Here is a 21279-nt window from a genome sequence, read left to right as displayed (position 1 = left end):
ATGGCCGCCGTTCCGGGCGGGTGGTTCCGGTGCACCCGGCGCAGGGGCGGCGGTCGTCAGCCGGCCTGGTCCGTACGGCGTGCGAGCAGGTCGATGACGCCCGTGGTGTCCTCGTCGCCGCGGCCGTCGGCGAGGCGGCGCTTCATCAGGTCGAGGTACGGCGTGAGCAGTTCGGGGCTGACGCCCTGTTCCTCGGCCGTGCGCAGCAGCGTCGCCGTCCCCGCGACCTGCATGGCGAGGTTGGAGGCGACGCCACCGGTGTAGTCGCCGCTCTCCAGATGGGCGGCGGTCCCGCGCACGGACGCGGTCATGGCGGTCAGCCAGCCCGCGAGCAGGGACGCGAAGTCGGTCAGCGCGACGTCCTCCTCCCGGACCAGCGCGAACGCGTGCGCGACCCCGGCGAACATCCCGTACATCGCGCTCAGCAGCGCCACGTCGTGCAGGGCCGCCAGGCGGGGATCCTCCCCGACGTACACCGTGCCGGCCGGAACGGCCAGGGTGTCGCGGTGGGCGTCGAACAGCGGCCGGGATCCGCTGTAGAACATGTACGCCCCGGAGCCCGGAGCCCCGATCATCGGCGGGACCGCCATGATCCCGCCGTCCAGGAAGCGGGCGCCGCGGGCCCGCGCCCACGCGGCCCGGTCCCGGGCCTGGTCCGGAGTGCCCGTGGTGAGGTCGACCAGGTCCTTACCCGTCAGGTCGGCGTCGGCCAGGGCCTCGGCGACCGAGGCGTCGTCGAGCAGGCAGACCACCACCAAGTCGTTGGCGGCGACCGCCTCGGCGGCGGTCGCCGCGACCGTCGCCCCGTCGGCGGCCAGCGGTTCGGCCCTGGCCGCCGTGCGGTTCCACACGGTGAGCGGATGCCCGGCGGCGAGCCACGTACGGGCCAGTGCGGTGCCCATCGCGCCGAGCCCGAGAAGAGTGAGGGGAGTTTTTTCCGAGTTCATGCTGGTTAGGCTGGTGCGCAGGGCCCGAAACGATCAAGTACGCACTTCGAAGTGCGTGGTGACCGCCGGGTAAGCGAGCAGGCAGGGGAGATGGAGTTGGCGACCGTACGCAGGCCCGGGAGCTACGAGTGCGGCATCGACGCCGCCATGGACGTCATCGGCGGAAAGTGGAAGGTACTGATCCTCTGGGCGCTCAACGAGCGGCCGTGCCGGTTCGGCGAACTGCGACGGAACCTGCCCGGCATCACGGAGAAGGTGCTCGCCTCGCACCTGCGGGAGCTCGAGGAGGACGGCATCGTGCACCGTGAGGCGTACGACGAGGTGCCGCCCCACGTGGAGTACTCGCTGACCGCGCTCGGCGTCTCGCTCAACGCCGCGCTCGCCCCCCTCGGCGCGTGGGGCCGCGAGAACATCCTCGGCGGCGCGTACGCCCACGCCTCCGCGCGGGAGACCACCACCTGACCCGGCGGACGTCCGCGCTCAGGAGCCGAAGAAGCCCTCCATCGGCCCGCCGTCATCCGGCCGCCCGCCCTCGGCGAGGTACCGCTCCACCTGTCGCCGGTCGTAGCCGCGCAGCACGACGTCGAAGGCAGGTGGGGGCGTGCCTGTGGGGTCGTCGGACAGGCGCCGGAGGTACTCGTCGACCTGGCGACGGTCGTAGCCGCGCCAGGCGATGTCGAACGCGTCGTTCACGGCGGTTCCTCCCGCGTCGTCGGAGCCTGTTGATCATCCCAGGTGACGCGATCGCGGCGGGGCCGGACGCGGGATGAGCGGTCCCCGGCCGTGGACGGACCGCCGCCTCCGAGGCGTACGGCGGGGGAGGATGGTCCATGTTCCGGGAGGGCGATTGGACCTGGGGCCGGGCCCGACACCGGATCTAGCGTACGGACGGTGACCCATCCCCTCCTGTTCCTGCTGGCGGCGCTCACGCTCGTCGCCGTCCCCGGACCGAACCATCTCTACATCACGACGCGGAGCGTCGGCGAAGGGCGCCGTGCGGGCATCGCCTCGGCGCTCGGCGTCGAGACCGGCACGCTGGTGCACGTCCTCGCCGCGGCGGCCGGCCTGTCCGCGCTGGTTGCCGCCTCGGCGACGGCGTTCGGCGCGGTGCGGTACGCCGGGGCGGCCTACCTCGTCTACCTCGCCGTGCGGACCCTGCGCCGCGGCGACGACGAGGGCCTGGTGCTCGAGCCGCGGCCACTCCGGCGTGTCTATCTCGACGGCGTCCTGGTCAACCTGTTCAACCCGAAGGTGATCCTCTTCTTCCTGGCGTTCCTGCCGCAGTTCGTGGACGAGCAGGCGGGCGCGGTGCCCGCCCAGATCGTCGTCATGGGGCTCGTGACGGCCCTGATCGGGCTGGCCTCCGACGTCGCGTACGCTCTCGCCGCCGGCTCGCTCGGGCACCGGCTGCGCGGCAGCCGGGCGTTCCGTCGTCGGCAGCGGTACGTGACGAGTGCCGTCTATCTCGGGCTCGGCGTGCTCACCGCGTTCGCCGGCCCCGGTCACCGACGGCGCTGAGCCAGGCACCCCCGCATTCGCCGCCCGAGGGCGGACCGGCGCCCCTCCCGAGCGCCGGTCCGCCTCATCCCCCGCGCAGCAGTTCGTCGCCGAAATCGGCCATGAGGCTCACAGGTTTCCGTAGGGATCCGTGATGTTGCGTAGCGGTCGCTGGAGGGCGTCGAGTTGCTGTGGTTGCTCAGGATGGCGAAAGCGGTGTGCACCCGATGACGCTTATCGTCGACGCTCTGACGGGCTTGCCTCGCTCGAATTTTCGAATCACCGAGCGGAATACGGATACGGATCGCTACTGTGCGTACATGCTTGATCGCGTGTCATCCGGTCGTGTCGCATGAGCCGGAGACGTCCGCTGGCTGAGGGGCAGGTGGCTCGGACCGCGACCGCCCGCGTGCTGCTGCGGGGCGGGGTGGCTGAGAAGACCGGTGAGGTGGTCTCGGCGCGGGTGGTGGCCGAGCGGGTGGGCTGGGCCGCGGACCTGGCTGCGGGGATGATTGCTGGCCTGCTGGCCGGACACTGGAACGCCGGCGACGTGGCAAGGCTGGCCGCCGGGGTGGACGAGGCGGGCCGCGCCTTGCCGTCGAATGCGTGGATGGCATTGCGGAGGCTGGGCTGGGCTGTGGCCGTGCCCGACGGGGTGCGGGTCAATGACCGGATCGTGCGGATGGTTCAAGAGCAGGCCGGGCGGATTCTGCGTGGTGTGCAGCACCGCGCAGAGATGGTCGCTGGGGTCCTGGAAGCCTGGCCTGCCGATCCGTCCAAGCGCACGCCGGCCGAGTGGGACGCTGTCCGAGAGGCGATCCTTGACAGCAGATCGCTGCCGGGCAATGTGATCAAAGCGCGTACACGGCAGATCACCGCCTTCTGCGACGCTCATGGGCGGCTTCCGGTCGATGTGTTCGACCTGGAGGAGGCGCCGCGCGCGGCGCGGATGCTGGTACTGGCCGCGGTGGACCGCCAGCAGGCCACCCTGGAACGCGCCGACGACGACGCGGCCAGGGTGTTGCTGCGGGTGCAGTTGCCCACCCGCCCGGATCCGCGCTCGTATGCCGACTGGACCTGGGTGGCCTGTCAGCTCCCGCTGCCGCCCACCGTCCCGCCGGATGCGGTGCTGCACCTGCCCACACTGCGCCCCACCATTGGGCCGGGAGGTGGCAAGGTGCATGCCGACCTGGCGTTCTCCCATCCCGTCCCGAAAGCCGAACGGAAAGGTCACACGACGGCGCTGGGTGTGGACTGGGGCTTGAACACCCTGCTCAGCGCCGGACCCTGCCGGTTGCGTCCCGACGGCACCATCGCCGCCCTCGGGGCCGGGGCGATGTTCCGGGCTGCCGGGGTGATGGCTCGCCAGCACCGGCTACGCCGCCACGGCGAACACCTGCACGCCAAAACCGACACCTACTCCCGCCTCATCGGCGACCGGGAAGACCACCGCCTGGCCGCCAAACGCGCCGTCCTGAAGACCGAAAGCGAGTACGTGGCCGATCGCCGGTCGGGCCTGAACGACGCTCTGGCCTGGTCGGCGGCGCGGTGGGCGGTGGATCAGGCGATCGCCGCGGGCGCGAGCGTGATCTATATCGAGGATCTGCGGTCGATGGAGGCCAAAGGCATGGGCCGCACCCTCAACACCCGCCTCTCCCAAGCCGTGCGCGGACAGATCGTCGGCAACATGCGGCACCTGGCCGCCGAGACCGGCATCGCCGTGGTCACCGTCCCGCCGAAGAACACCTCCAAGCACTGCCCGCACTGCCTGCTGCCGCTACGGCACTGCAAGGCACCCGACCGCCCCACCGCACCTGGCTGGAAATGGGCGATCTGCCCCGGCCCTGACTGTGGCTGGCAAGGCGACCGTGACCACGGCGCGTGGCGGCGCATCGCCGCCCGCGGCCTGACCCACCAGCACAACACCAATGTTGATCGCGCCACCGGCCAGATGACCATCGGCCGCGTGATCGACACGCTCGAAGCGGGCGCGGTCATCACCGGGACCGCGCCTTCTCAGGCCAGCGGGGGTGACCGGTCCAAGACCGGCCCGACCCCGCGCCGTACCTCACGCCCCGCGCCCAGGCGACGCGGGGCACCCTCCACCCCAGGCCCTCACGGGTCGGCGGGTCAGCGTCCGGAGGGACGCGCTCACACGGACCACAGACCGCCCCGCGCGGCCTGCCGGTACCAGGGCGTACGCACACCCGTGCACACGATCAGCTCAACCACCCCCACCCGCCGGAACCGGCCACGGCACCGGCCCAAAGGAGCGGCACTGGGCGCAGGCTTCCACCTGCACGCCCACGCCACCCCACCACGATGGGCAGATCCACCAGCCACAACACTTTCCAATGTGACTACGGATCTCCAAGCTGATCAGAGACGCTGAGGCGCCCGCCGAGCGCCTCGACGTACCGGCCGAGGGCGTCCCGCCTGGAGATCTTGCCCTTCTCGATCTGACTGACACGGCTGGTGCCGATGCTGGCGGACGCCATCAGTCATCTTCTCCCTCGTCCGTCCCAAGACGGACGAGGTACCGGAGGGTCAGGCGGCTTCTTCCTGAGGGCGGCGTTCTGCCGGCGCCTGCCCGGCCGTCTCATCTCTCGTCGGCGCGCGCCTGAGCAGGAGGCAGCTCGCCGCGCCGACCACCACCAGGCCGATCAGCAACCACAGGGCCGGCCGCTCACCCGCGGCGAACGCGTTGGCGTACGCCTCGTGTGCCAGGCGTTGGAAGAGCCCCGTGCCGCCGGACCCGCCGGAGCGGGTGATGACCCCGCCGCCGCCGACCATCCGGGGGAGTTCGTGGGCGAACCGGGCGCGTTCGCCGGGCGGAAGCTGCTGGGCCAGGCGGGCGGCGTTGTCGGAGATCTCGCTGGTCATCCGGTTCTGTAGCACGGCGCCCACGACCGCGACGCCGATCGCGCCCGCCACCTGGCGGCTGCTGTTGAACACCCCGGACGAGGCACCGGCGAGCTTCGCCGGCAGTTCGCGCATCGCCTCGGTGGTGGCCGGGGCCATGACGAACGCGATGCCAATGCCCACGACGAGCAGCGGGCCGACGAAGGTCGACGCGGTCGCGGTGCCGGACTCCACCCAGGCCAGGAGGCCGATCCCGGCCGCGAGGATCACCAGGCCGCCGAACATGAGGGAACGTCCTCCGACGCGGTCGGTGAGCCGGCCCGCCGGCACGGAGATGAATCCCATGGCGAACGCCATCGGCAGATACGTCAGCCCGGTACGGAGGGCGCTCATGCCCGCGACCGACTGAAGGTGGAGGGAGACGAGCAGCGTTACGCCGTACATCGTGAGGTAGAGGACGGCGTTGACCGAGTTCGCCACCGAGAAGGACCGGTAGCGGAACAGCGCCAGCGGCACCAGCGGCTCCGCGTGCCGGCCCTCCCACCAGACGAACCCCGCGAGGACCACGGCACCGGCCGCGATGATCTCCGGGATCGTGACGGACCCCGTCACGGTGCCCCAGTCGTAGTGCTGGCCCTCGATGAGGCCGTAGGTGATCCCGCCCAGCCCGGCGGTGATGAGGACGATTCCGAGCAGGTCGAAGCGATGCCGCCGGGCGGGGCGCGCGTCCGGTACGAAGAGCACCGTCAGCACGCACGCCGCCGCGCAGATCGGCACGTTGATGTAGAAGACCCAGCGCCAGCTCCAGTCGGTGACGATCAGGCCGCCGAGCACCGGCCCGCTCACCGCGGCCACCCCGGCCGTGGCGCTGAGGAGGCCGAAGGCGGCGCCTCTGCGCTCCGCCGGGAAGATCGCGGAGATCAGCGCCATCACCTGGGGCACCATCACGGCGCCCGCGAGGCCCTGCAGGATGCGTGCCAGTACGAGCTGGGTGACGCTGCCGGACACCCCGCACAAGGCGGACGCCAGCGTGAACAGGACGAGGCCGGTCAGCAGCATCCGCCGCGAACCGAGCACGTCGCCGAGCCTGCCGCCCGTGATCAGCAGAGCGGCGTAGACGAGGACATAACCGTTGACGACCCAGAGGACCTGGTCGAGTCCCGCGTGCAGTCCGGTGACGAGGCGCGGCAGCGTGACGTTGACGATCGTGGTGTCGAGTGAGGCCACCAGCATCCCGAGGCACAGCGCCGTCAGCGCCACCCAGGGGTGTTTCGCATCCGCTGATCGCATGTCGGCTCCCCGGATCAGGACGTCTCGATGACGCACTCGAGATAGTCGGCGTGGGCGATGAGGCTGCCGTCGCCGGCCTCGTTGGTGCTGTCCCACACCGCGACCATGTCGTCGTGCAGCGCCTTCCGGCCCGCTTCGTCGAGCCGGTCGAACGCGGCGCGGGCCGGGCCGTACCACGCACGGAAGTACTCGACGGCGAACTCCACCGACGGGTAGCAGATCGGCTGCGCCCGGCGGCTGACCTTGACGGACCTGATGCGCCCGCCGAACAGCTCGCGGATCCGCTGCTCGGTCCCCCACTCGAACGGGGAACGGACGCCCGGAGGCGGCTGCAGGTACTTGCCGATCGTCTGCGCGTAGCGGCCGATGACGCCGTCGGGGGTCCAGGCGGTGAAGCCGATCCGGCCGGTCGGACGGACGACGCGCAGCAGCTCGTCGGCCACGCGCTGCTGGTCCGGGGCGAACATGACGCCGAACGTCGACAGGACGACGTCGAAGTAGCCGTCTTCGAACGGGAGGTCCTGAGCGTCCGCCTCGTGGGTCTCGAGTTCGAGGTCCTCGCCGCCGGCCAGGTCGGTGGCCTTCGCGAGGAAGTCGCCCACGAGGTCGACGGCGACGACGTCGCAGAAGCGGCGTGCCGCGGCGATGGACGTCGTGCCGGTCCCGGCCGCGACGTCGAGGACCCGTTCGGAGGGGCGCAGCCGGATCGATTCGCAGAGCAGCTCGGCGTAGAGCGTGGACATGCGGGCCGCCAGCTTGCCGAGGTCGCCGATCGACCAGGCCTTGCGCTGGGCTTCGGTGATGAGCGCGTATTCGGTCATGTTCGGGGACGCTACGGCCGGTCCACCCCGGTCATCTTCGCCCGAGCGGGCCAACCTCGCCGCGGTCGTGGCCCGAACGGGCCACGACCTCCGCCATGACCGGGGCCATCCCAGAAACGAGAGCCTCCGCGCGCGGGGTCTCCGAGCGCAGGGCCGCCACGAGCGAGTCCCCGGGAGCGGTGCTCGCTCGAACAGGGCTTCCTCTAAGAGCTCGAACGGGGCTTCCTCTAGAGCTCGAGCACGGCTTCCCCTAGAGCAGGCCGACCCGGGAACCGTACGCGACGGCGGCCGTGCGCGTGGGCAGGCCCAGGCGGGCGAGGATGTTCGCGACGTGCCGTTTGACCGTGTGCTCGCTGAGGACCAGCCGGTCCGCGATCTCGGCGTTGGTCAGGCCGACCGCCAGCAGCCGCAGGATCTCGACCTGGCGCGGCGTCAGCTCGGCGGTCGGCGCGCTGTGCGCCCGGCCCACCAGGCGGTTCGCCCGCCGTGCGTCGGCGGTGGCGCCGAGCCGCTCGAAGACGTCCTGCGCGGCCCGCGCCTCTTCGGCCGCCGGGCCGGGCCGGCCGCTCGCGAGGAGAGCCGATGCCAGGTCGAGGCGGGTGCGGGCGGCGTCGTACGGTCCGCCCGCGCGTTCGTACAGCTCGACCGCGTTCTCCAGCAGCGGGATCGCCTGGGCCGTGTCGGAGAGCGCGGCGCGGTGAACGCCGCGGGCCCACAGCGCAGCCGCCTCCACGGCCTCGACGCCGGACGCGTGGGCGATCTCGGCCAGCTCGTCGACGGCCGTCGCGACCACGTCGGGGTCCTTCGTCCGTACGCCCGCGCGGACGAACACCTCCAGGGCGGGGCCGCGCTCCGCGCCGCCGATCGCCTCCAGCAGGCGCCCGGCGAGGTCGAGCGCGTCGTCCGGGTCGTCCCGGTCCAGGCGGAGCTCCGCCTGCCCGATGCGGGCGGCGGGAAGCGACCGGCTCAACGCGAACAGGTCGGCCGCCTCCTCCCATCGTCCCTGGCGGCGGCGCAGCTCGCCGAGGCGCACCCACGCTTCCGCCGCGAACATGGGCCGCTGGATCCGCAGGGCCTTGGCGGCATGGAGCAGTTCGGCCTCGGCCGCGGCCCAGTCGCCGCGCCACAGCAGGATCGTGCTGTAGTGCGTCCGGCACCGGGAGAAGGGCGAGCCCAGGTCGAAGCGCCGGCAGAAGTCCATGACGCGGGCGCGCCACTGCTCGGCCCGGTCCCAGTCGCGTACCTGCTCGCAGCCCTGGACGAGGTAGCAGGTGGGGATCCAGACCGACCCCACCTCGCGCACCTCGCCGGCGAGCGCCGCCGCGGCGGCCTCGTCGAGCAGCCGCATGCCGTCGGCGACCTTGCCCTGCCCGATGCGCGCCATCCCGGTGAGCGCCATTCCCTGGACCTCGAGATCGGGGGAGCCGAGCCGGCGGCCGATCTCGACGGCGCGCGCCGCCAGCTCGTCCGTCTCTTCGACGTCGCCCCGGAAGCGCGCGGCCATTCCCTTGAACAGCGACAGCAGGCCGTGTTCCTCCCCTTCGGGAAGGTCGGCCAGGAGCCGCTCCGCCCGCTGGAACCAGCCCTGGGCGACCGCGGCCTCCCCGCGCAACTGGAGTGCGCCGTTGCCCAGCCAGGCGGCGACCCTGGCCGCCCCGCGGTCGTCGCCCGCCGCGCGGTAGCCGCGGTAGGCGTCCTCGTACCGCGCGGTGACCTCCGTGTCGTTCTCCAGCCACCAGGACGCACTGGCGATGCCCTCCGCGGCCGCGGGGTCGTCCGACGCCTCGAGGGCCACGGTGAAGACCTTGCGGGCGTCGGCCCACGCGCCACGTCGTAAGAGGTCGCGGCCTTCCCGTAGCCGGTCGGCGATCATCGTCATACTCGCATCATCGCTCACCCGCAGAGTGGTCGGCAGCACGGCGCCCGCCCTCGTGCGGTCGGGCGCTCAGGGACGAGGGGTCAGCTCGGCGAGGAGCGCGGTGAGGGTCGTGCCCAGCGGGGCGTCCATGGTCAGCAGAGCCTCGGCGTCGCCTCGCGTGACGCCCCGGTTGACGATCGCGACCGGAATCGACCGCTCGGCGGCACGGCGCACGAACCGGTACCCCGACATGACCGTCAACGAGGACCCGAGGACGAGGAGGGTGCCGGCCCGCTCGGTCAGCGCGTAACAGTCCTCGACGCGCGGGCGCGGGACGTTCTCGCCGAAGAAGATGACGTCCGGCTTGAGCACCCCGCCGCAGTCCCGGCAGTCGACGGTACGGAAGGAGTCGACGCGGTCGTCGTCCAGCACCGCGTCACCGTCGGGATTGATCACGCTGGCCTCGGCGTCCCAGCCGGGGTTGGCCGCGCGCAGACGCTCGTCGAGCTCCTCGCGCGGCGTGCGCCGCCCGCACGCGAGACAGACGACGCGGTCCAGGCTGCCGTGCAGCTCGATGACGTCCCGCGCGCCGGCGTCCTGGTGCAGGCCGTCGACGTTCTGGGTGATGACCCCGGCCAGCAGCCCGCGCCGCTGGAACTCGGCCACCGCGCGGTGACCGTCGTTGGGCGCGGCCCGTGCGACGTGCCGCCAGCCCAGGTGGCTGCGCGCCCAGTAGCGCCGCCGGGCCGCCTCACTGCCGACGAAGGTCTGATACGTCATCGGGGTGGCACGCCGCTGACGACCGGTCTCACCCCGGTAATCCGGGATGCCGGACTCGGTGGACAGCCCGGCCCCGCTCAGCACCACCACATCGCCGTCGGCGACCAGGTCGACCAGCATCGCGAAAGCGGTGCCGAACGCCGGATCCGCGCCGACAACCGCCGCCCCGCCCGGCCTGACGTGAAGTCCGCCGTCGTACACCGCCCCAGTCACCCCTCCATGATGCGCGATGCCCGCCCCTGCCCGAACCGGGCGGGTGGTGGTGAGACCGTCGGAGGGGACCTCTACGATGCGGTGCGTTCCCGAACCCACGCTGCTAGGAAGACGGACCTGATGGCGAACCAGCGCGTTGCACGGGCCCTGGAGTCGATGCGGAGCCCGGATCCGGCGCTCCGGGCGCAAGGCTTCGACTTCCTGCGCGAGCACTCCGACACGTACGTCGACGAGATCGTCACGGCGTTCGGCGAGGAGCGCGACGACGATCTGCGCTGCCTGCTCCTCGAGCTCATCGCCGAGGCCCGGTCTCCGGGGGCTCTGCCGGTTCTGGCGGATCAGCTCGACGGCGACGACGAGTCGCTGCGGTTCTGGGCGATCCGGGGGCTGGAGATGCTCGACAGCGCCGAGGCCCGCCAGGCCCTCCACCGGGCGCGCGTCAACGGGTGGCTCGCCTGACGTCTCGGGCCGTGAATATCCGCAGTGTAGTCTCCGGGTACTACGCGCCGTAGTAGTTCGGTGAGGTCATGCGTCCGCCTGGGTGGTTCCGTCTGATGCGCGCCGGGGTCTTCGCCTCGGTGTGCGTCGTGCTGTCCATGGCCGGCCACGACATGATGGCCGCCCGGCCGGCCCCCGCCTGGGCGGGGTTGATCGCCCTGCCCGTCGTCACGGCGGTCGGCTACTGCCTCGCCGACCGGCGGCGGTCGGCCTGGTGGATCCTGCTGGCCGTCGAGGTCGCGCAGACCTGCCTGCACCAGTGGTTCACCTGGGCCACGCCCTCCGCCCCCGGGCATCTCGTCATGACCATGCACGGCGGCGTGCATCATGTCGTCGGCGCCGCCCCGTCCGTACGGCACGGCGCGTCGGCCGGGCTCGGCATGCTCGGCGCCCACGCGGTCGCCGGAATGCTCGTCGCCCTGTGGCTGTACGCCGGCGAACGCGCCCTCTGGCGCGCGCTGAGCGCTCTCGGCGAGTCCCTCCTCGGTCGTACGCTGCGGGCGCTGGTCCTGTTGGCACCCGCGGACCTCCGCACGCCCCCGCGCCGTCCCGCCGGACCGTGCCGTCGCGACGACGACACCCCGCCCGTCACGGCCACGCTCCGGCACGTCCTCGTACGGCGCGGCCCTCCTCGGAACACCGGCGTTCCCGCGAACGCCCTCATCTGATCACCACCCGTCCCGACGACGCGCGGCGTCCGTCCGGTCGCCTCTGCGTTCGCGTCGGACACCGCTTCGCGACCCCCGCACGGCGCGTCGGCGTTCCGCGCCGGACACCCGAGCGCGGTCACGCCTGGCACCTGCGCGGTCGCGCCCTGCGTGGCGTACAGCGCGCCTGACACCCGAGTGCGGTCACGCCTGGCACCTGCGCGGTTGCGCCCTGCGTGGCGTACCGCGCGTCTGGCGCGGTCACGTCTGATGCCTGCGACGGTCGCCAGGCGGACCGGCGACCCGGCGGCCGCGCCGGGCGGCGCTTACCGGCGCGGGACGGGTGTTCCATCCGCATGTCTTTCCGAGGAGCAACATGTCCTTTCCGCGTGCTCTGGCACGAGCGTCGAGCCCGTCGGCGACCCGCCATGGGCGGGCCGTGAAGACGCTCGCCGCGTTGACCGCGGCCGTCGTCCTGACCGCCACCGGCTGCGGCACCGAGCCCGTACGATCCGGCGCGTCCGCGCCGGACGACGCCGCGCCCCGCCGGACCTCCTATCCGCTGACCGTCGACAACTGCGGGCAGAAGGTGAGGTTCACCCGGCCGCCGAGCCGGGTGCTCATCCTCAACGGCACGTCGGTGGGGGAGGTCGAGAGCTTCATCATGCTCGGCCTGACCCGCCCCATCCTGGCGAACGTCCAGCACTACGGGGTGTCGGACGACCCGTCCATGGTCGCCGCCATCAAGGCGCTGCCCACCCGGGGCCTGACGATGAACAAGAATTTCGACGTCCCCGCCGAGCAGGTGCTGGCGGCACGGCCGGACCTGGTGGTCTCCACCTGGTCCGGCGGGTTCGACGCCCGCAACGGCTTCGCGACCCGCGAACGGCTCGCGGCGGCGGGCATCAATTCGCTCGTCAACCCCGTCAACTGCGCGAACGGCAAACCGGACGCGTCTCCGGCGGAGAAGGAGGCGTGGCGGCACGCGTCGATCGAGTCGTCGTTCCGGTTCATGACGCTGCTCGGGCGGATCTTCGACGTGCAGGCCAAGGCCGCGCAGACGGTCGGCGCGCTTCGCGCCCGTGTGCGGGACGTCCGGGCGAAGGTCGCCGGGAAGCCGCCGCGGAAGGTGCTGATCGCCTATCCGGGGATGTCGATGATGAACGCCAACGGCCTGCCCGCGATCATGACCGGTGGCATCTACGACGACGTCATCAAGGCCGCGGGCGGGGTGAACTCCTTCGCCGGACGGTCCGAGGACACGACGCGCACCCTCAACAAGGAGCAACTGGCCACCGCGCAGGTCGACGTCCTCGTCGTCGGAGCCTTCACCTTGACCGAGAAGCCCGCCGAAGAGGCCCAGCGCCTGTTCGCCGCATATCCGCAGTGGCAGGCGTCGAAGACCCGCTCGTACACGGTCGTCTCGGACGGCGCCTACCTGGGGCCGATGAACGCCTGGGCCGTCGAGAAGTTCGCGAAGGTGATCCACCCCGATGCCTGACCGTCTCGACCGAGCCCATCCGGTCTCCGGCCCCGCGATCGGCGTGCTGATCGGCGGGCTCGTCCTCGCCCTGCTCGTGGCGTCGATGGTGGCGATCTCGATCGGCTCGGTGACGCTGCCGGTCGGCGCGGTGTGGCGGGTGATCGGAGCTCACCTGACGGGCCGGACCGGAGGGATCGATCCCCTGCGTGACCAGGTCGTCTGGGACATCCGCACGCCGCGGGTGCTGCTCGCGGCGGTCGCCGGCGCCGGTCTGAGCGTGGCCGGCGTCACCTTCCAGGCGCTCGTCCGCAATCCGCTCGCCGACCCGTACGTCCTGGGGGTCTCCTCGGGCGCGTCGCTCGGTGCCGTCCTGGTCGCCGCGCTGGGGACCACGGTGCTGGGCGGCGTCGGGGTCACCGGTGCGGCGTTCGCCACCGCCCTGGTCAGCGTGCTGCTGGTCTACGTGCTGGCCCAGCGCGCCGGCCGCCTGCTGGACTCACGCCTGGTGCTGGCGGGCGTCGCCGTCGGCTACCTGTGCTCGGCGGTGACGAGCTACGTCCAGCTCCAGCTCGACCCGACGCAGCTGCAGGGGCTGATGTTCTGGCTGATGGGCAGCGTGGCGGGCGGCACCTGGCACACGCTCGGCCTGCCCGCCGCCGTGATCGCGGTGTGCGTCGCGTACCTGCTCCTGCAGACGCGCAGCCTCAACGCGCTGTCCGCCGGCGACGACGCCGCAGCCGGGCTCGGCGTCCCGGTGCAGGCGTTGCGCGTCACGCTGCTCGTCGTCGGATCGCTGCTGACGGCCACGGTGGTCAGCGTGGCCGGCGGGATCGCCTTCGTCGGGCTGATGGTCCCGCACATGGCGCGGTTCATCGTCGGCGGCGACCACCGGCGCGTGCTGCCGGTTGCGTTGCTGCTGGGCGCGGTGTTCCTCGTCGTGGTCGACCTGGCGTCGCGCACGGTGGACCGGCCGGAGGAGCTCCCGATCGGGATCTTCACTACCGCCGTGGGCGTGCCGTTCTTCCTGTGGCTACTGCGGCGCCGGGCCGGGGGGAGAGGCTGATGCGGCTGCGGATCGCGGGCCTGTCGGCACGGATCGACGCCCGCCCCATCCTGTCCGACGTCGAGCTGACCGCCGAGCCGGGTGAGTTCGTCGCCCTGGTCGGCCCGAACGGCAGTGGGAAGTCGACGTTGCTGCGGACGGTCTACCGGGCGCTACGGCCGACGGCCGGAGTCATCTCCCTGGACGGGGCGGACCTGTGGGCGATGCGCGCCCGCCAGGCCGCCCGCCGCCGGGCGGTCGTGACCCAGCACGGCGACGTCGACGCGGAACTGTCCGTCGCCGAGGTCGTCACGATGGGCCGGGGACCGCACAAGGGCCTCCTCGACCGGGAGAACGACACCGACCGCGCCGTCGTCCGCACCTCCCTCGAACGGGTCGGCATGGTCGGCGAGGCGGGCCGGCCGTTCTCGACCCTGTCCGGCGGCGAACGCCAGCGTGTGCTACTGGCCCGCGCCCTGGCGCAGCAGGCGCCGCTGCTGGTCCTGGACGAGCCCACCAACCACCTGGACGTCCGCGCCCAGCTGGACCTGCTGGACCTCGTCCGGGACCTGGGCCTGACCCTGCTCGCGGCACTCCACGACCTGGACCACGCCGCCGCGTACGGCGACCGCGTCGTCGTGCTGGAGCAGGGCCGGATCGTCGGTCACGGGCCGCCGCTGGAGGTCCTCACCCCGGAACTGATCGCCCAGGTCTTCGGCGTCCGCGCCCACATCGGCCCGCACCCCATCACCGGCCGCCCGCACATCGCCGTGGCCTCACGTCCCGGTTAGCCCCGTCGCCGTGGTCCCCGCGTCAGGGGGCCACGGCCCTGTAGGCAGGGCGACCGGTCAGCCGTTGCAGCCGCAGGAGCACCCCTTGGCGCAGGAGCAGCTGGATCCGTGCCCGCATGAACATCCGCGTCTCATGGACCGAGCGTGCGCCCTCCGGCCGCAGCGGGCAAGGCCAGATCCCGCTTACCTTCACGCCCGCCGTGGGCGATGCGGTTCAGCGGGGAGCGTCGCTGCGGCGTTCGTATCGCAGGAGGACGGTCTGGGCGTCGAACGTGCGCGAGTCGACGAGGGTCATGCCGATGCGGTCCTTCGGCTCGAGGAACAGCCGCTGTCCGCCGCCGAGGACGACGGGGTGGACCACGATGCGGTAGTCGTCGAGCAGGCCGAGTTCGGTCAGCGCGGCCGCGAGCTCCGCGCCGCCGGTGAGCAGGATGTCCTTGCCCGGCCGCCGCTTCAGCTCCGCGACCTCCTCGGCGAGGTTCTTCCCGATGACGCGGGCGCCCCAGCCGGCGTCCTCCAGCGTCCGGGAGACCACGATCTTCGGGGTCCGCCGCCAGTACGGCGCGAACGCCTTGGCGTGGTCGTCGGTCGTGGCCGGATCGGCGTCGGCCGTCGGCCAGTGGCCGGCCATCATCTCCCACACCACGCGCCCGTACAAGAGGGTGTCGACCTGCTCGTTCATCGCCTCGGAGTACCCGAACAGCTCCGGCCCGACGGCCGGCCAGTCGAACTCCCCGTTGGGCCCCGCGATGTGGCCGTCGATCGACGCGTGAACCCAGTAAATGATCTTCCGCATGGCGCGCTCCTCCGCTGACCACAGCGCCTCCAACGGGCGCCGTCACCGGAGAGTCGGAGCCACCCGCACGTTCTTGACACCCCCGGGAAAAATGGTTGGCTCGGTCGTTCTGGTCTGGGTTACGTTGCGCCTCATGGCGGAGATTCGCGGCGTATGCGACGGTCGGTTCGGCAAGGTCGCCGAGGCGTTGGCGGCCTCGCTGGACGCCGATGACGTGGGCGCCTCGGCGGCGGTCTACGTCGACGGCGAGCCGGTCGTCGACATCTGGGGCGGGTACGTCGACGCGGCCCGTACCGTGCCGTGGGAGCGCGACACCATCACCAACGTCTGGTCCACCACCAAGACGATGACGGCGCTGTGCGCACTGATCCTGGCCGACCGCGGCGAGCTCGACCTGGACGCGCCGGTCGCCCGTTACTGGCCCGAGTTCGCGGCGGCGGGCAAGCAGGACGTGCGGGTACGGCACCTGCTCGGTCATACCGCGGGCCTGCCGACCTGGGATGAGCCGATCACGGCGGCGGACCTGTACGACTGGACGACCGTCACGGCGCGGCTGGCCGAGCAGGCCCCGCAGTGGGAGCCGGGCACCGAGGCCGGCTATCACTCGATCACCTTCGGCTTCCTGGTCGGTGAGGTCGTCCGTCGCGTCACCGGACGCAGCCTCGGCGCGTTCTTCGCCGAGGAGGTGGCCGGACCGCTGGGCGCCGACTTCCACATCGCGCTGCCGGCCGAGCACGACGATCGGGTCGCTCCGCTGATCCCCGCGCCCGAGGGGGACAGGCCGGAAGGATTCCTGGTCGGGGTGTCCGACGCCAACACGCCTGCCTGGCGGCGCGCTGAGCTGCCCGCCATCGGTGGGATCGGCAACGCTCGCTCGGTCGGAGCCGTGCAGTCGGTGCTGGCGTGCGGGGGTGTCGCGCGCGGCGTACGCCTCCTGTCGGAGGCCGGGTGTGAGCGTGTCTTCGAGGAGCAGTACCGCGGTGAGGACCGCATCCTGGGCATGCCGATCCGCTGGGGCATGGGCTACCGGCTGGAGAACCACACGTGCTCCTGGGGCGGGTGGGGTGGCTCGGTGGCGCTCGTCGACTTCGACCACCGGATGACGGTGTCGTACGTGATGAACCAGATCCTGTGGGCCGACGGCTACACCCGGGGGCTCGGCATCGTGCTGGCCGCCTATGACGCGATCACTGCCTGACACGGCGGGTGCGTGAGCATCCGCCTCCACCAGAGGGCTGGCCGGAAGTTTTTACCTTTCTGTCTGGTTTGAGCCCTCGATGACCTGCGGTGACCTCTTGTACGATCTGCGGCACTTGAGTGAATTTGCGGCATTTTTTCGCTCAAGATCCCCCGTGTGCAGGAGAAACTGTGGCGATCTCGGTGATGGAGGCGGCTGTCGTCGCCTGTGTGGTGGCCGTCGGAACCGTCATCCCGGAAGGCGTCGCCGTCGCGACGGTCACGGCGGCCGTCGCCCGGCCGATGGCCGGAGACCCCCGGAACGACGCAGCGCACTCCATCCGTACCGGACCGATCTTCAACTCCCCGAAGGGCGGCTCCGCGAAGCGGGACGCGATCGCCGACCAGATCGGCCGCCTGATCGCCGGGACGCCCTCCGGGCAGACGATCACCATCGCGATGTACCACTTCGCCAGCCTGGACACGGCCGCGCAGCTGGTGGCCGCGAACCGCCGAGGCGTCCACGTCCAGGTGGTGCTGGACCACGAGTCCACGGCGTACACCGCGTACCGCACGCTGCGCCGCCTGGGGCACAACACCCACAAGCGGTCGTGGGTCGTCGTGTGCCGTCGGGACCGCGGTTGCATCGGGCCGAGTTTCAACCACAACAAGTTCTTCCTGTTCTCCTCGACGCTCGGAACGCGGGACGTGGTCGTGCAGACCTCGGCCAACGCGACCGACGGTGCTCGTGACACCCAGTGGAACGACGCCCTGATCATCGAGGACACGGGGGTCCGCGCCGGCTACCTGCGCTATTTCAACGACCTCGCCGCCCAGCACGCCACCGCCGACTACCACCGCACCGTCCAGTCGGGGCCGTACCGGATCGACTTCTTCCCCTGGGCGAAGGGCGACCCGATCAGCGACGCCCTCGACAAGGTGTCGTGCGCGGGCGGCACACGTCTCCGGCTCAGCCTGGGCCACTTCACGTGGGCGCCGATCGCCCAGCGGCTGTGGAAGCTCGACGACGAGGGCTGCCGCGTGCAGGTGGTGTTCGACCGGATCGGCCGGCGGGCGGCGCGCCGCATGACGAAACCGAACGGCCGGAACGGCGGCCCGGAGATCCGCTACCTGTCGGAGAACGCCCGCGTCTACGCGCACTCGAAGTACCTGCTGATCGACGGCGGATACCAGGGCAAGAAGCAGAAGGTCGTCTTCACCGGCAGCAACAATTACACGGCGGTCGGCTTCCACGGGCACGACGAAGCGATGATCACCATCGCGGACGGGGCTCTGGAGGACCAGTACGCCGCCAACTTCGACACGCTGTTCGGCCACGCCCACCAGGTGAAGGGCACCGGCCTGGCCTCGGTGCCGGAGGCGGTCCTGGAGCAGGACGACGGCCGCCTGACCGGCTCGGTCGAGTGACCCGACCGGGTCAGGTAGTGGGTGGTTCGGCGGCGGCCGGGACGGGCCGGTCCTCGGCGGGCTCCTCGCTCGTGGTCGCCGGAGCCGGGCCGCCGACGGCGAGGCCGAGGAGGGCCGCGACCACGCACACCACGGCCGTCGCCCAGAAGACGTCGGCGTACTCGGTGTGCAGGGCGGCCTTCACGGCGGCCAGATAGGCGGCCATGCGGCGGGCGAACTCGGTGGCCGACACGCCGAGCGGCAACGGCGTGACGAGGTGCGCGGTCAGCGCGTGGAAGCGGTAGAAGCCCCACGCGCTCAGGCCCGCGACGCCGAGCAGCATGCCCATCATCCGGGCGACCACCACGGCGGCCGACACGACGCCGTGCCGTACGGCGGGGACGGAGCGGAGCGCGACCGACGACAGCGGCGCGATCACCAGGCCCAGCCCCAGGCCGGCGACGGCCAGGTCCGCGTCCACCCGCGAGACGGCGAACAGCCCCAGGTCGTAGTGGGCGGCTTCGGCCCGGAGCGGCCAGGCGGCGATGCGGGCGTAACCGCCGGCGGCCACGAGCATCCCGCCGGCGACGATCCAGCGTTCGGCGACCCGCCGGGCCAGGAATCCTCCGGCCAGGGCGAACACCGCCAGGGGGACGAGGAAGCGGGCGAGGAGGACGGCGCCGCCGGTGGAGTTCCGGCCGAAGAGCGTCTGCGCGATCAGCTGCACGTCGACCAGCGTGATCATCAGGGCCGCCCCGGAGAGCAGGCTCACGCCCAGGACGGCGAACAGGCCGCCGCGCCGCGCGCCGCGCAGATCGAGCAGCCGGGTCCGGGCGCGCGTCTCCCAGGCCGCGAACACGGCGATCACCACGCCGCCCGCGGCGACACACGGCACGCCCCAGGAGGGCAGGGCGGACCGCTGCGGGTCCGGGTTGTACAGGCCGGCGACCAGCAGGCCCAGCCCGGCGGCGAGCAGCAGCCCGCCGACGACGTCGACGCGCGTCGTGGTGGACGGGCGCCCGCGCGGCACGGCCCACCACACCGCCGCCATCGCCAGCAGCGTGATCGGGATGTTGACCCAGAAGATGCCGCGCCAGCCGATCAGGGCGGCCACGCCCGCCCCGTACAGCGGGCCGAGCACGCTGCCCAGCTCCTGCAGCGCGCCGACGCCGCCGAGGATGGCCGGGCGGCGGCGTTCGTCCCACAGGTCGCCCGCCAGCGCCATCGTGATCGGCAGCAGGGCTCCTCCGGCGAGCCCCTGCAGGCCGCGCCCGGCGATCAGCACGGACAGCGAGCCGGCGAGCGCCGTCACGGCCGACCCCACCGCGAACCCCGCCAGGCAGGCCTCCACCATGATCCGGCGGCCGAACCGGTCCGAGAGCATCCCCAGCAGCGGCATGCCCGCGACGTAGCCGAGCAGGAACGCGGTGATGACCAGGCTGGCGTGCTCGATGTGGTTCACCGGCACGCCGAGATCGCCGACCATCGTCACCAGGACGGTGACCACGACGTACGCGTCGATGGCGGCGAGCAGAACGACGACGCCGCCGACGCCGAGGGCGAGCCGGCGGGAGCCACCCGAGTCCACGGCGGTCACTGGGCCGGCGCGGTGATCGAGAACGGTTTGTTGAAGTCCGTGAAGGTGACCGTCGCCGTGCCGGACTTACCGCCGTTCTTGGGCGGCACCTTCACGTCGGCCTTCAGCACGTGGTGGTCGGACTTGGAGATGAACAGCTCCGCGGGCGTGTCGGCCGAGATCCCCGGGACCAGCCGGGACAGCGGCGCCTGGGCGAGCGTCGCGTCGACCTGGTAGCAGTCCTGCCCGGCGACCTTCTCCCGGCCCTTCGTGGTCGGGTTCTTCGCGGTGGTCAGCAGCTGCACGAGCCCGCGGTTCGGGTCGAGCACGGCCGAGGGGTCGTAGATCCCCGCCACCCGGGACAGCGGCTGCTGCTGCCATCCTCCGGTCAGGCCCCGCAGGTGGACCGTCTTGCCGAGGACCACGAAGTCCAGCTGGATCGGCAGGCCCAGCTGGATCGTCTTGACCGAGCCCTGGGCGTTGCCGTTGCGCAGCAGCTTCGCGTCCGCGCTGTCGACCTTGAGCTGCGGAGCGTTGGAGGTGCGCAGGGAGAACGCGAGGCTGGTCACGGCCCGCGTCGCGGTGGCCGCCTGCTGGGTCAGTGTCCCGCCGGGCGGGTTCTTCTCGGACCCGCCTCCGCTGCAGCCGGTGGCCACGGCGGACGCGAGCACGACGAGGCAGGCGGCCTTCGCTTGGAGAGATGACATGAAAGGAAACATAGCGCCGCGTCAATCAGGGTCGGCCGCATTCCGACCGTGTTGGTCGGCTCTGCCGTGGAGAGCGGCCTCTTCACCACCGGCCACGAGCGCCGTACGCCCACGGCCTGGCAGCGGATCTCGGCGGGTGCCGGCGCCCCCGGCCGGCACGAGTACGGCTTCAGGGGCCCTGCGTCAGTGGCAGCTCTTGAACGTGAAGAATGCATGTCCGGTGTCCACGGCGAGGATCGCCTGCCCGTAGAAGTGCGAGCCGACGACGAGGGCCGCACCTCGGTACTTCGTGGTCTTGGAGTGCCACAGGAGCCGCCCACCGGAATACTGATAGAACTGCACGTCGCCGTTCTTCGCGACGCGGACGAACGCGGACCGGCCGGTGAGGTGCCCCTTGGCCTGCCATGACCAGCAGATCTTCTTCTTGTAGTACAGGTTGATGTCGTAGTGCGTCCCGACGCAGAACTTGGCCGGTCTTGACGTACTGGCGGCATCGACGATGCAGTGTCCGGCCGTGAGCTTCTTCCCATTCGGCACACGGTTGCTCGCCGCGCTGGCCGAGCCGGCGCCGATCAAGGTGACCGCGCCTGCGATCGTGCAGATGGCCGTGATGCGAGCGGCCTGCGAACCGATTCCAGGAATACGTGCCATGGTGCATCCTCCTCGGGCGTGAAATGGACCTCGCCGATGCCGCTGAAGCGGCACTCGCCGATGGTCTGATCGCTATACTCTTATCTCTCGGCCCTTTCTCTCGGGATCCGAATCTGGGCGGATATTAACTTAATGACCCGGTGACTCTAAAGGGACTCAAGGTCCATTCTGTGGTCATAGAGATAGGTCCCGGGACTCTAGAATGCGCCAATGTAAACGTGTATGCTCCTGGGTCGT

The 21279-nt window shown here is 71.6% G+C and carries 20 protein-coding genes; 10 read left to right on the top strand and 10 right to left on the bottom strand.

Going from position 1 to position 21279, the window contains the following annotated elements; all coding sequences use genetic code 11:
• Positions 1 to 56: 56 nt before the first annotated feature.
• On the bottom strand, positions 57 to 947 hold the full coding sequence (locus ACQP2O_RS32615) for an NAD(P)-dependent oxidoreductase (RefSeq protein WP_433171772.1): 891 nt from the start codon (positions 945 to 947) through the stop codon (positions 57 to 59).
• Positions 948 to 1043: 96 nt separating this feature from the next.
• Between ACQP2O_RS32615 and ACQP2O_RS32610 the strand changes: the two genes are divergently transcribed.
• On the top strand, positions 1044 to 1409 hold the full coding sequence (locus ACQP2O_RS32610; protein ID WP_433191233.1) for a winged helix-turn-helix transcriptional regulator: 366 nt from the start codon (positions 1044 to 1046) through the stop codon (positions 1407 to 1409).
• An 18-nt stretch (positions 1410 to 1427) separates the two neighbouring features.
• Here ACQP2O_RS32610 and ACQP2O_RS32605 read toward each other — a convergent pair whose 3' ends face one another.
• Positions 1428 to 1640 (bottom strand): DivIVA domain-containing protein, encoded by a 213-nt coding sequence (locus tag ACQP2O_RS32605; protein WP_433171770.1) that lies wholly within the window; start codon positions 1638 to 1640, stop codon positions 1428 to 1430.
• Positions 1641 to 1838: 198 nt separating this feature from the next.
• Between ACQP2O_RS32605 and ACQP2O_RS32600 the strand changes: the two genes are divergently transcribed.
• Positions 1839 to 2465, top strand: coding sequence for a LysE family translocator (locus tag ACQP2O_RS32600; RefSeq protein ID WP_433171768.1), 627 nt, complete (start codon positions 1839 to 1841; stop codon positions 2463 to 2465).
• 364 nt (positions 2466 to 2829) lie between these two features.
• On the top strand, positions 2830 to 4836 hold the full coding sequence (locus ACQP2O_RS32595) for a zinc ribbon domain-containing protein (protein ID WP_433171766.1): 2007 nt from the start codon (positions 2830 to 2832) through the stop codon (positions 4834 to 4836).
• 155 nt (positions 4837 to 4991) lie between these two features.
• Here ACQP2O_RS32595 and ACQP2O_RS32590 read toward each other — a convergent pair whose 3' ends face one another.
• The 4 genes from ACQP2O_RS32590 to ACQP2O_RS32575 form a co-directional block, all read right to left on the bottom strand.
• Complete coding sequence (locus ACQP2O_RS32590; protein WP_433171764.1) at positions 4992 to 6596, bottom strand: DHA2 family efflux MFS transporter permease subunit; 1605 nt, start codon at positions 6594 to 6596, stop codon at positions 4992 to 4994.
• A 14-nt stretch (positions 6597 to 6610) separates the two neighbouring features.
• Positions 6611 to 7417 (bottom strand): class I SAM-dependent methyltransferase, encoded by an 807-nt coding sequence (locus ACQP2O_RS32585; RefSeq protein ID WP_433171762.1) that lies wholly within the window; start codon positions 7415 to 7417, stop codon positions 6611 to 6613.
• 250 nt (positions 7418 to 7667) lie between these two features.
• Positions 7668 to 9296 carry a LuxR C-terminal-related transcriptional regulator gene (locus ACQP2O_RS32580; RefSeq protein WP_433171760.1) on the bottom strand — a complete coding sequence of 543 codons (1629 nt, stop codon included), beginning with the start codon at positions 9294 to 9296 and terminating at the stop codon, positions 7668 to 7670.
• Positions 9297 to 9362: 66 nt separating this feature from the next.
• Positions 9363 to 10175, bottom strand: coding sequence for an NAD-dependent protein deacetylase (locus ACQP2O_RS32575; RefSeq protein WP_433191231.1), 813 nt, complete (start codon positions 10173 to 10175; stop codon positions 9363 to 9365).
• A 213-nt stretch (positions 10176 to 10388) separates the two neighbouring features.
• On the opposite strand from ACQP2O_RS32575, the gene ACQP2O_RS32570 reads away from it, so the two are divergent.
• From ACQP2O_RS32570 to ACQP2O_RS32550, 5 genes are all read left to right on the top strand, one after another.
• Positions 10389 to 10727 (top strand): HEAT repeat domain-containing protein, encoded by a 339-nt coding sequence (locus ACQP2O_RS32570; protein ID WP_433171758.1) that lies wholly within the window; start codon positions 10389 to 10391, stop codon positions 10725 to 10727.
• A gap of 68 nt (positions 10728 to 10795) precedes the next feature.
• Positions 10796 to 11434: a hypothetical protein gene (locus ACQP2O_RS32565; RefSeq protein WP_433171756.1), complete on the top strand. Its 639-nt coding sequence runs from the start codon at positions 10796 to 10798 to the stop codon at positions 11432 to 11434.
• A gap of 355 nt (positions 11435 to 11789) precedes the next feature.
• Positions 11790 to 12914, top strand: coding sequence for an ABC transporter substrate-binding protein (locus ACQP2O_RS32560; RefSeq protein ID WP_433171754.1), 1125 nt, complete (start codon positions 11790 to 11792; stop codon positions 12912 to 12914).
• Positions 12907 to 13959 (top strand): FecCD family ABC transporter permease, encoded by a 1053-nt coding sequence (locus ACQP2O_RS32555; RefSeq protein WP_433171752.1) that lies wholly within the window; start codon positions 12907 to 12909, stop codon positions 13957 to 13959. Before ACQP2O_RS32560 ends, ACQP2O_RS32555 begins: the two co-directional genes overlap by 8 nt.
• Positions 13959 to 14729, top strand: coding sequence for an ABC transporter ATP-binding protein (locus ACQP2O_RS32550; protein WP_433171750.1), 771 nt, complete (start codon positions 13959 to 13961; stop codon positions 14727 to 14729). Before ACQP2O_RS32555 ends, ACQP2O_RS32550 begins: the two co-directional genes overlap by 1 nt.
• Before the next feature lie 214 nt (positions 14730 to 14943).
• On the opposite strand, the gene ACQP2O_RS32545 is transcribed toward ACQP2O_RS32550, so the two are convergent.
• The gene (locus ACQP2O_RS32545) at positions 14944 to 15525 is read right to left on the bottom strand and encodes a dihydrofolate reductase family protein (protein ID WP_433171748.1); all 582 of its coding nucleotides are present in this window, start codon (positions 15523 to 15525) and stop codon (positions 14944 to 14946) included.
• A gap of 133 nt (positions 15526 to 15658) precedes the next feature.
• Here ACQP2O_RS32545 and ACQP2O_RS32540 point away from each other — a divergent pair, with 133 nt between their 5' ends.
• Positions 15659 to 16723, top strand: coding sequence for a serine hydrolase domain-containing protein (locus ACQP2O_RS32540; protein ID WP_433171746.1), 1065 nt, complete (start codon positions 15659 to 15661; stop codon positions 16721 to 16723).
• Between the two features lie 170 nt (positions 16724 to 16893).
• Complete coding sequence (locus tag ACQP2O_RS32535) at positions 16894 to 18129, top strand: phospholipase D-like domain-containing protein (protein WP_433171744.1); 1236 nt, start codon at positions 16894 to 16896, stop codon at positions 18127 to 18129.
• 10 nt (positions 18130 to 18139) lie between these two features.
• On the opposite strand, the gene ACQP2O_RS32530 is transcribed toward ACQP2O_RS32535, so the two are convergent.
• The 3 genes from ACQP2O_RS32530 to ACQP2O_RS32520 form a co-directional block, all read right to left on the bottom strand.
• Positions 18140 to 19696, bottom strand: a complete 1557-nt coding sequence (locus ACQP2O_RS32530; protein WP_433171742.1) for an MFS transporter — start codon at positions 19694 to 19696, stop codon at positions 18140 to 18142.
• A gap of 5 nt (positions 19697 to 19701) precedes the next feature.
• Complete coding sequence (locus ACQP2O_RS32525) at positions 19702 to 20391, bottom strand: LppX_LprAFG lipoprotein (RefSeq protein WP_433171740.1); 690 nt, start codon at positions 20389 to 20391, stop codon at positions 19702 to 19704.
• A 183-nt stretch (positions 20392 to 20574) separates the two neighbouring features.
• A complete protein-coding gene (locus tag ACQP2O_RS32520; RefSeq protein ID WP_433171738.1) occupies positions 20575 to 21042 on the bottom strand; it encodes a hypothetical protein in 468 nt (155 codons plus the stop codon).
• Positions 21043 to 21279: the final 237 nt, after the last annotated feature.

It is taken from the genome of Actinoallomurus sp. CA-150999 (assembly GCF_050942425.1).
GTDB lineage: Bacteria > Actinomycetota > Actinomycetes > Streptosporangiales > Streptosporangiaceae > Actinoallomurus.
This window is presented reverse-complemented; position numbering and strand designations above follow the sequence as displayed.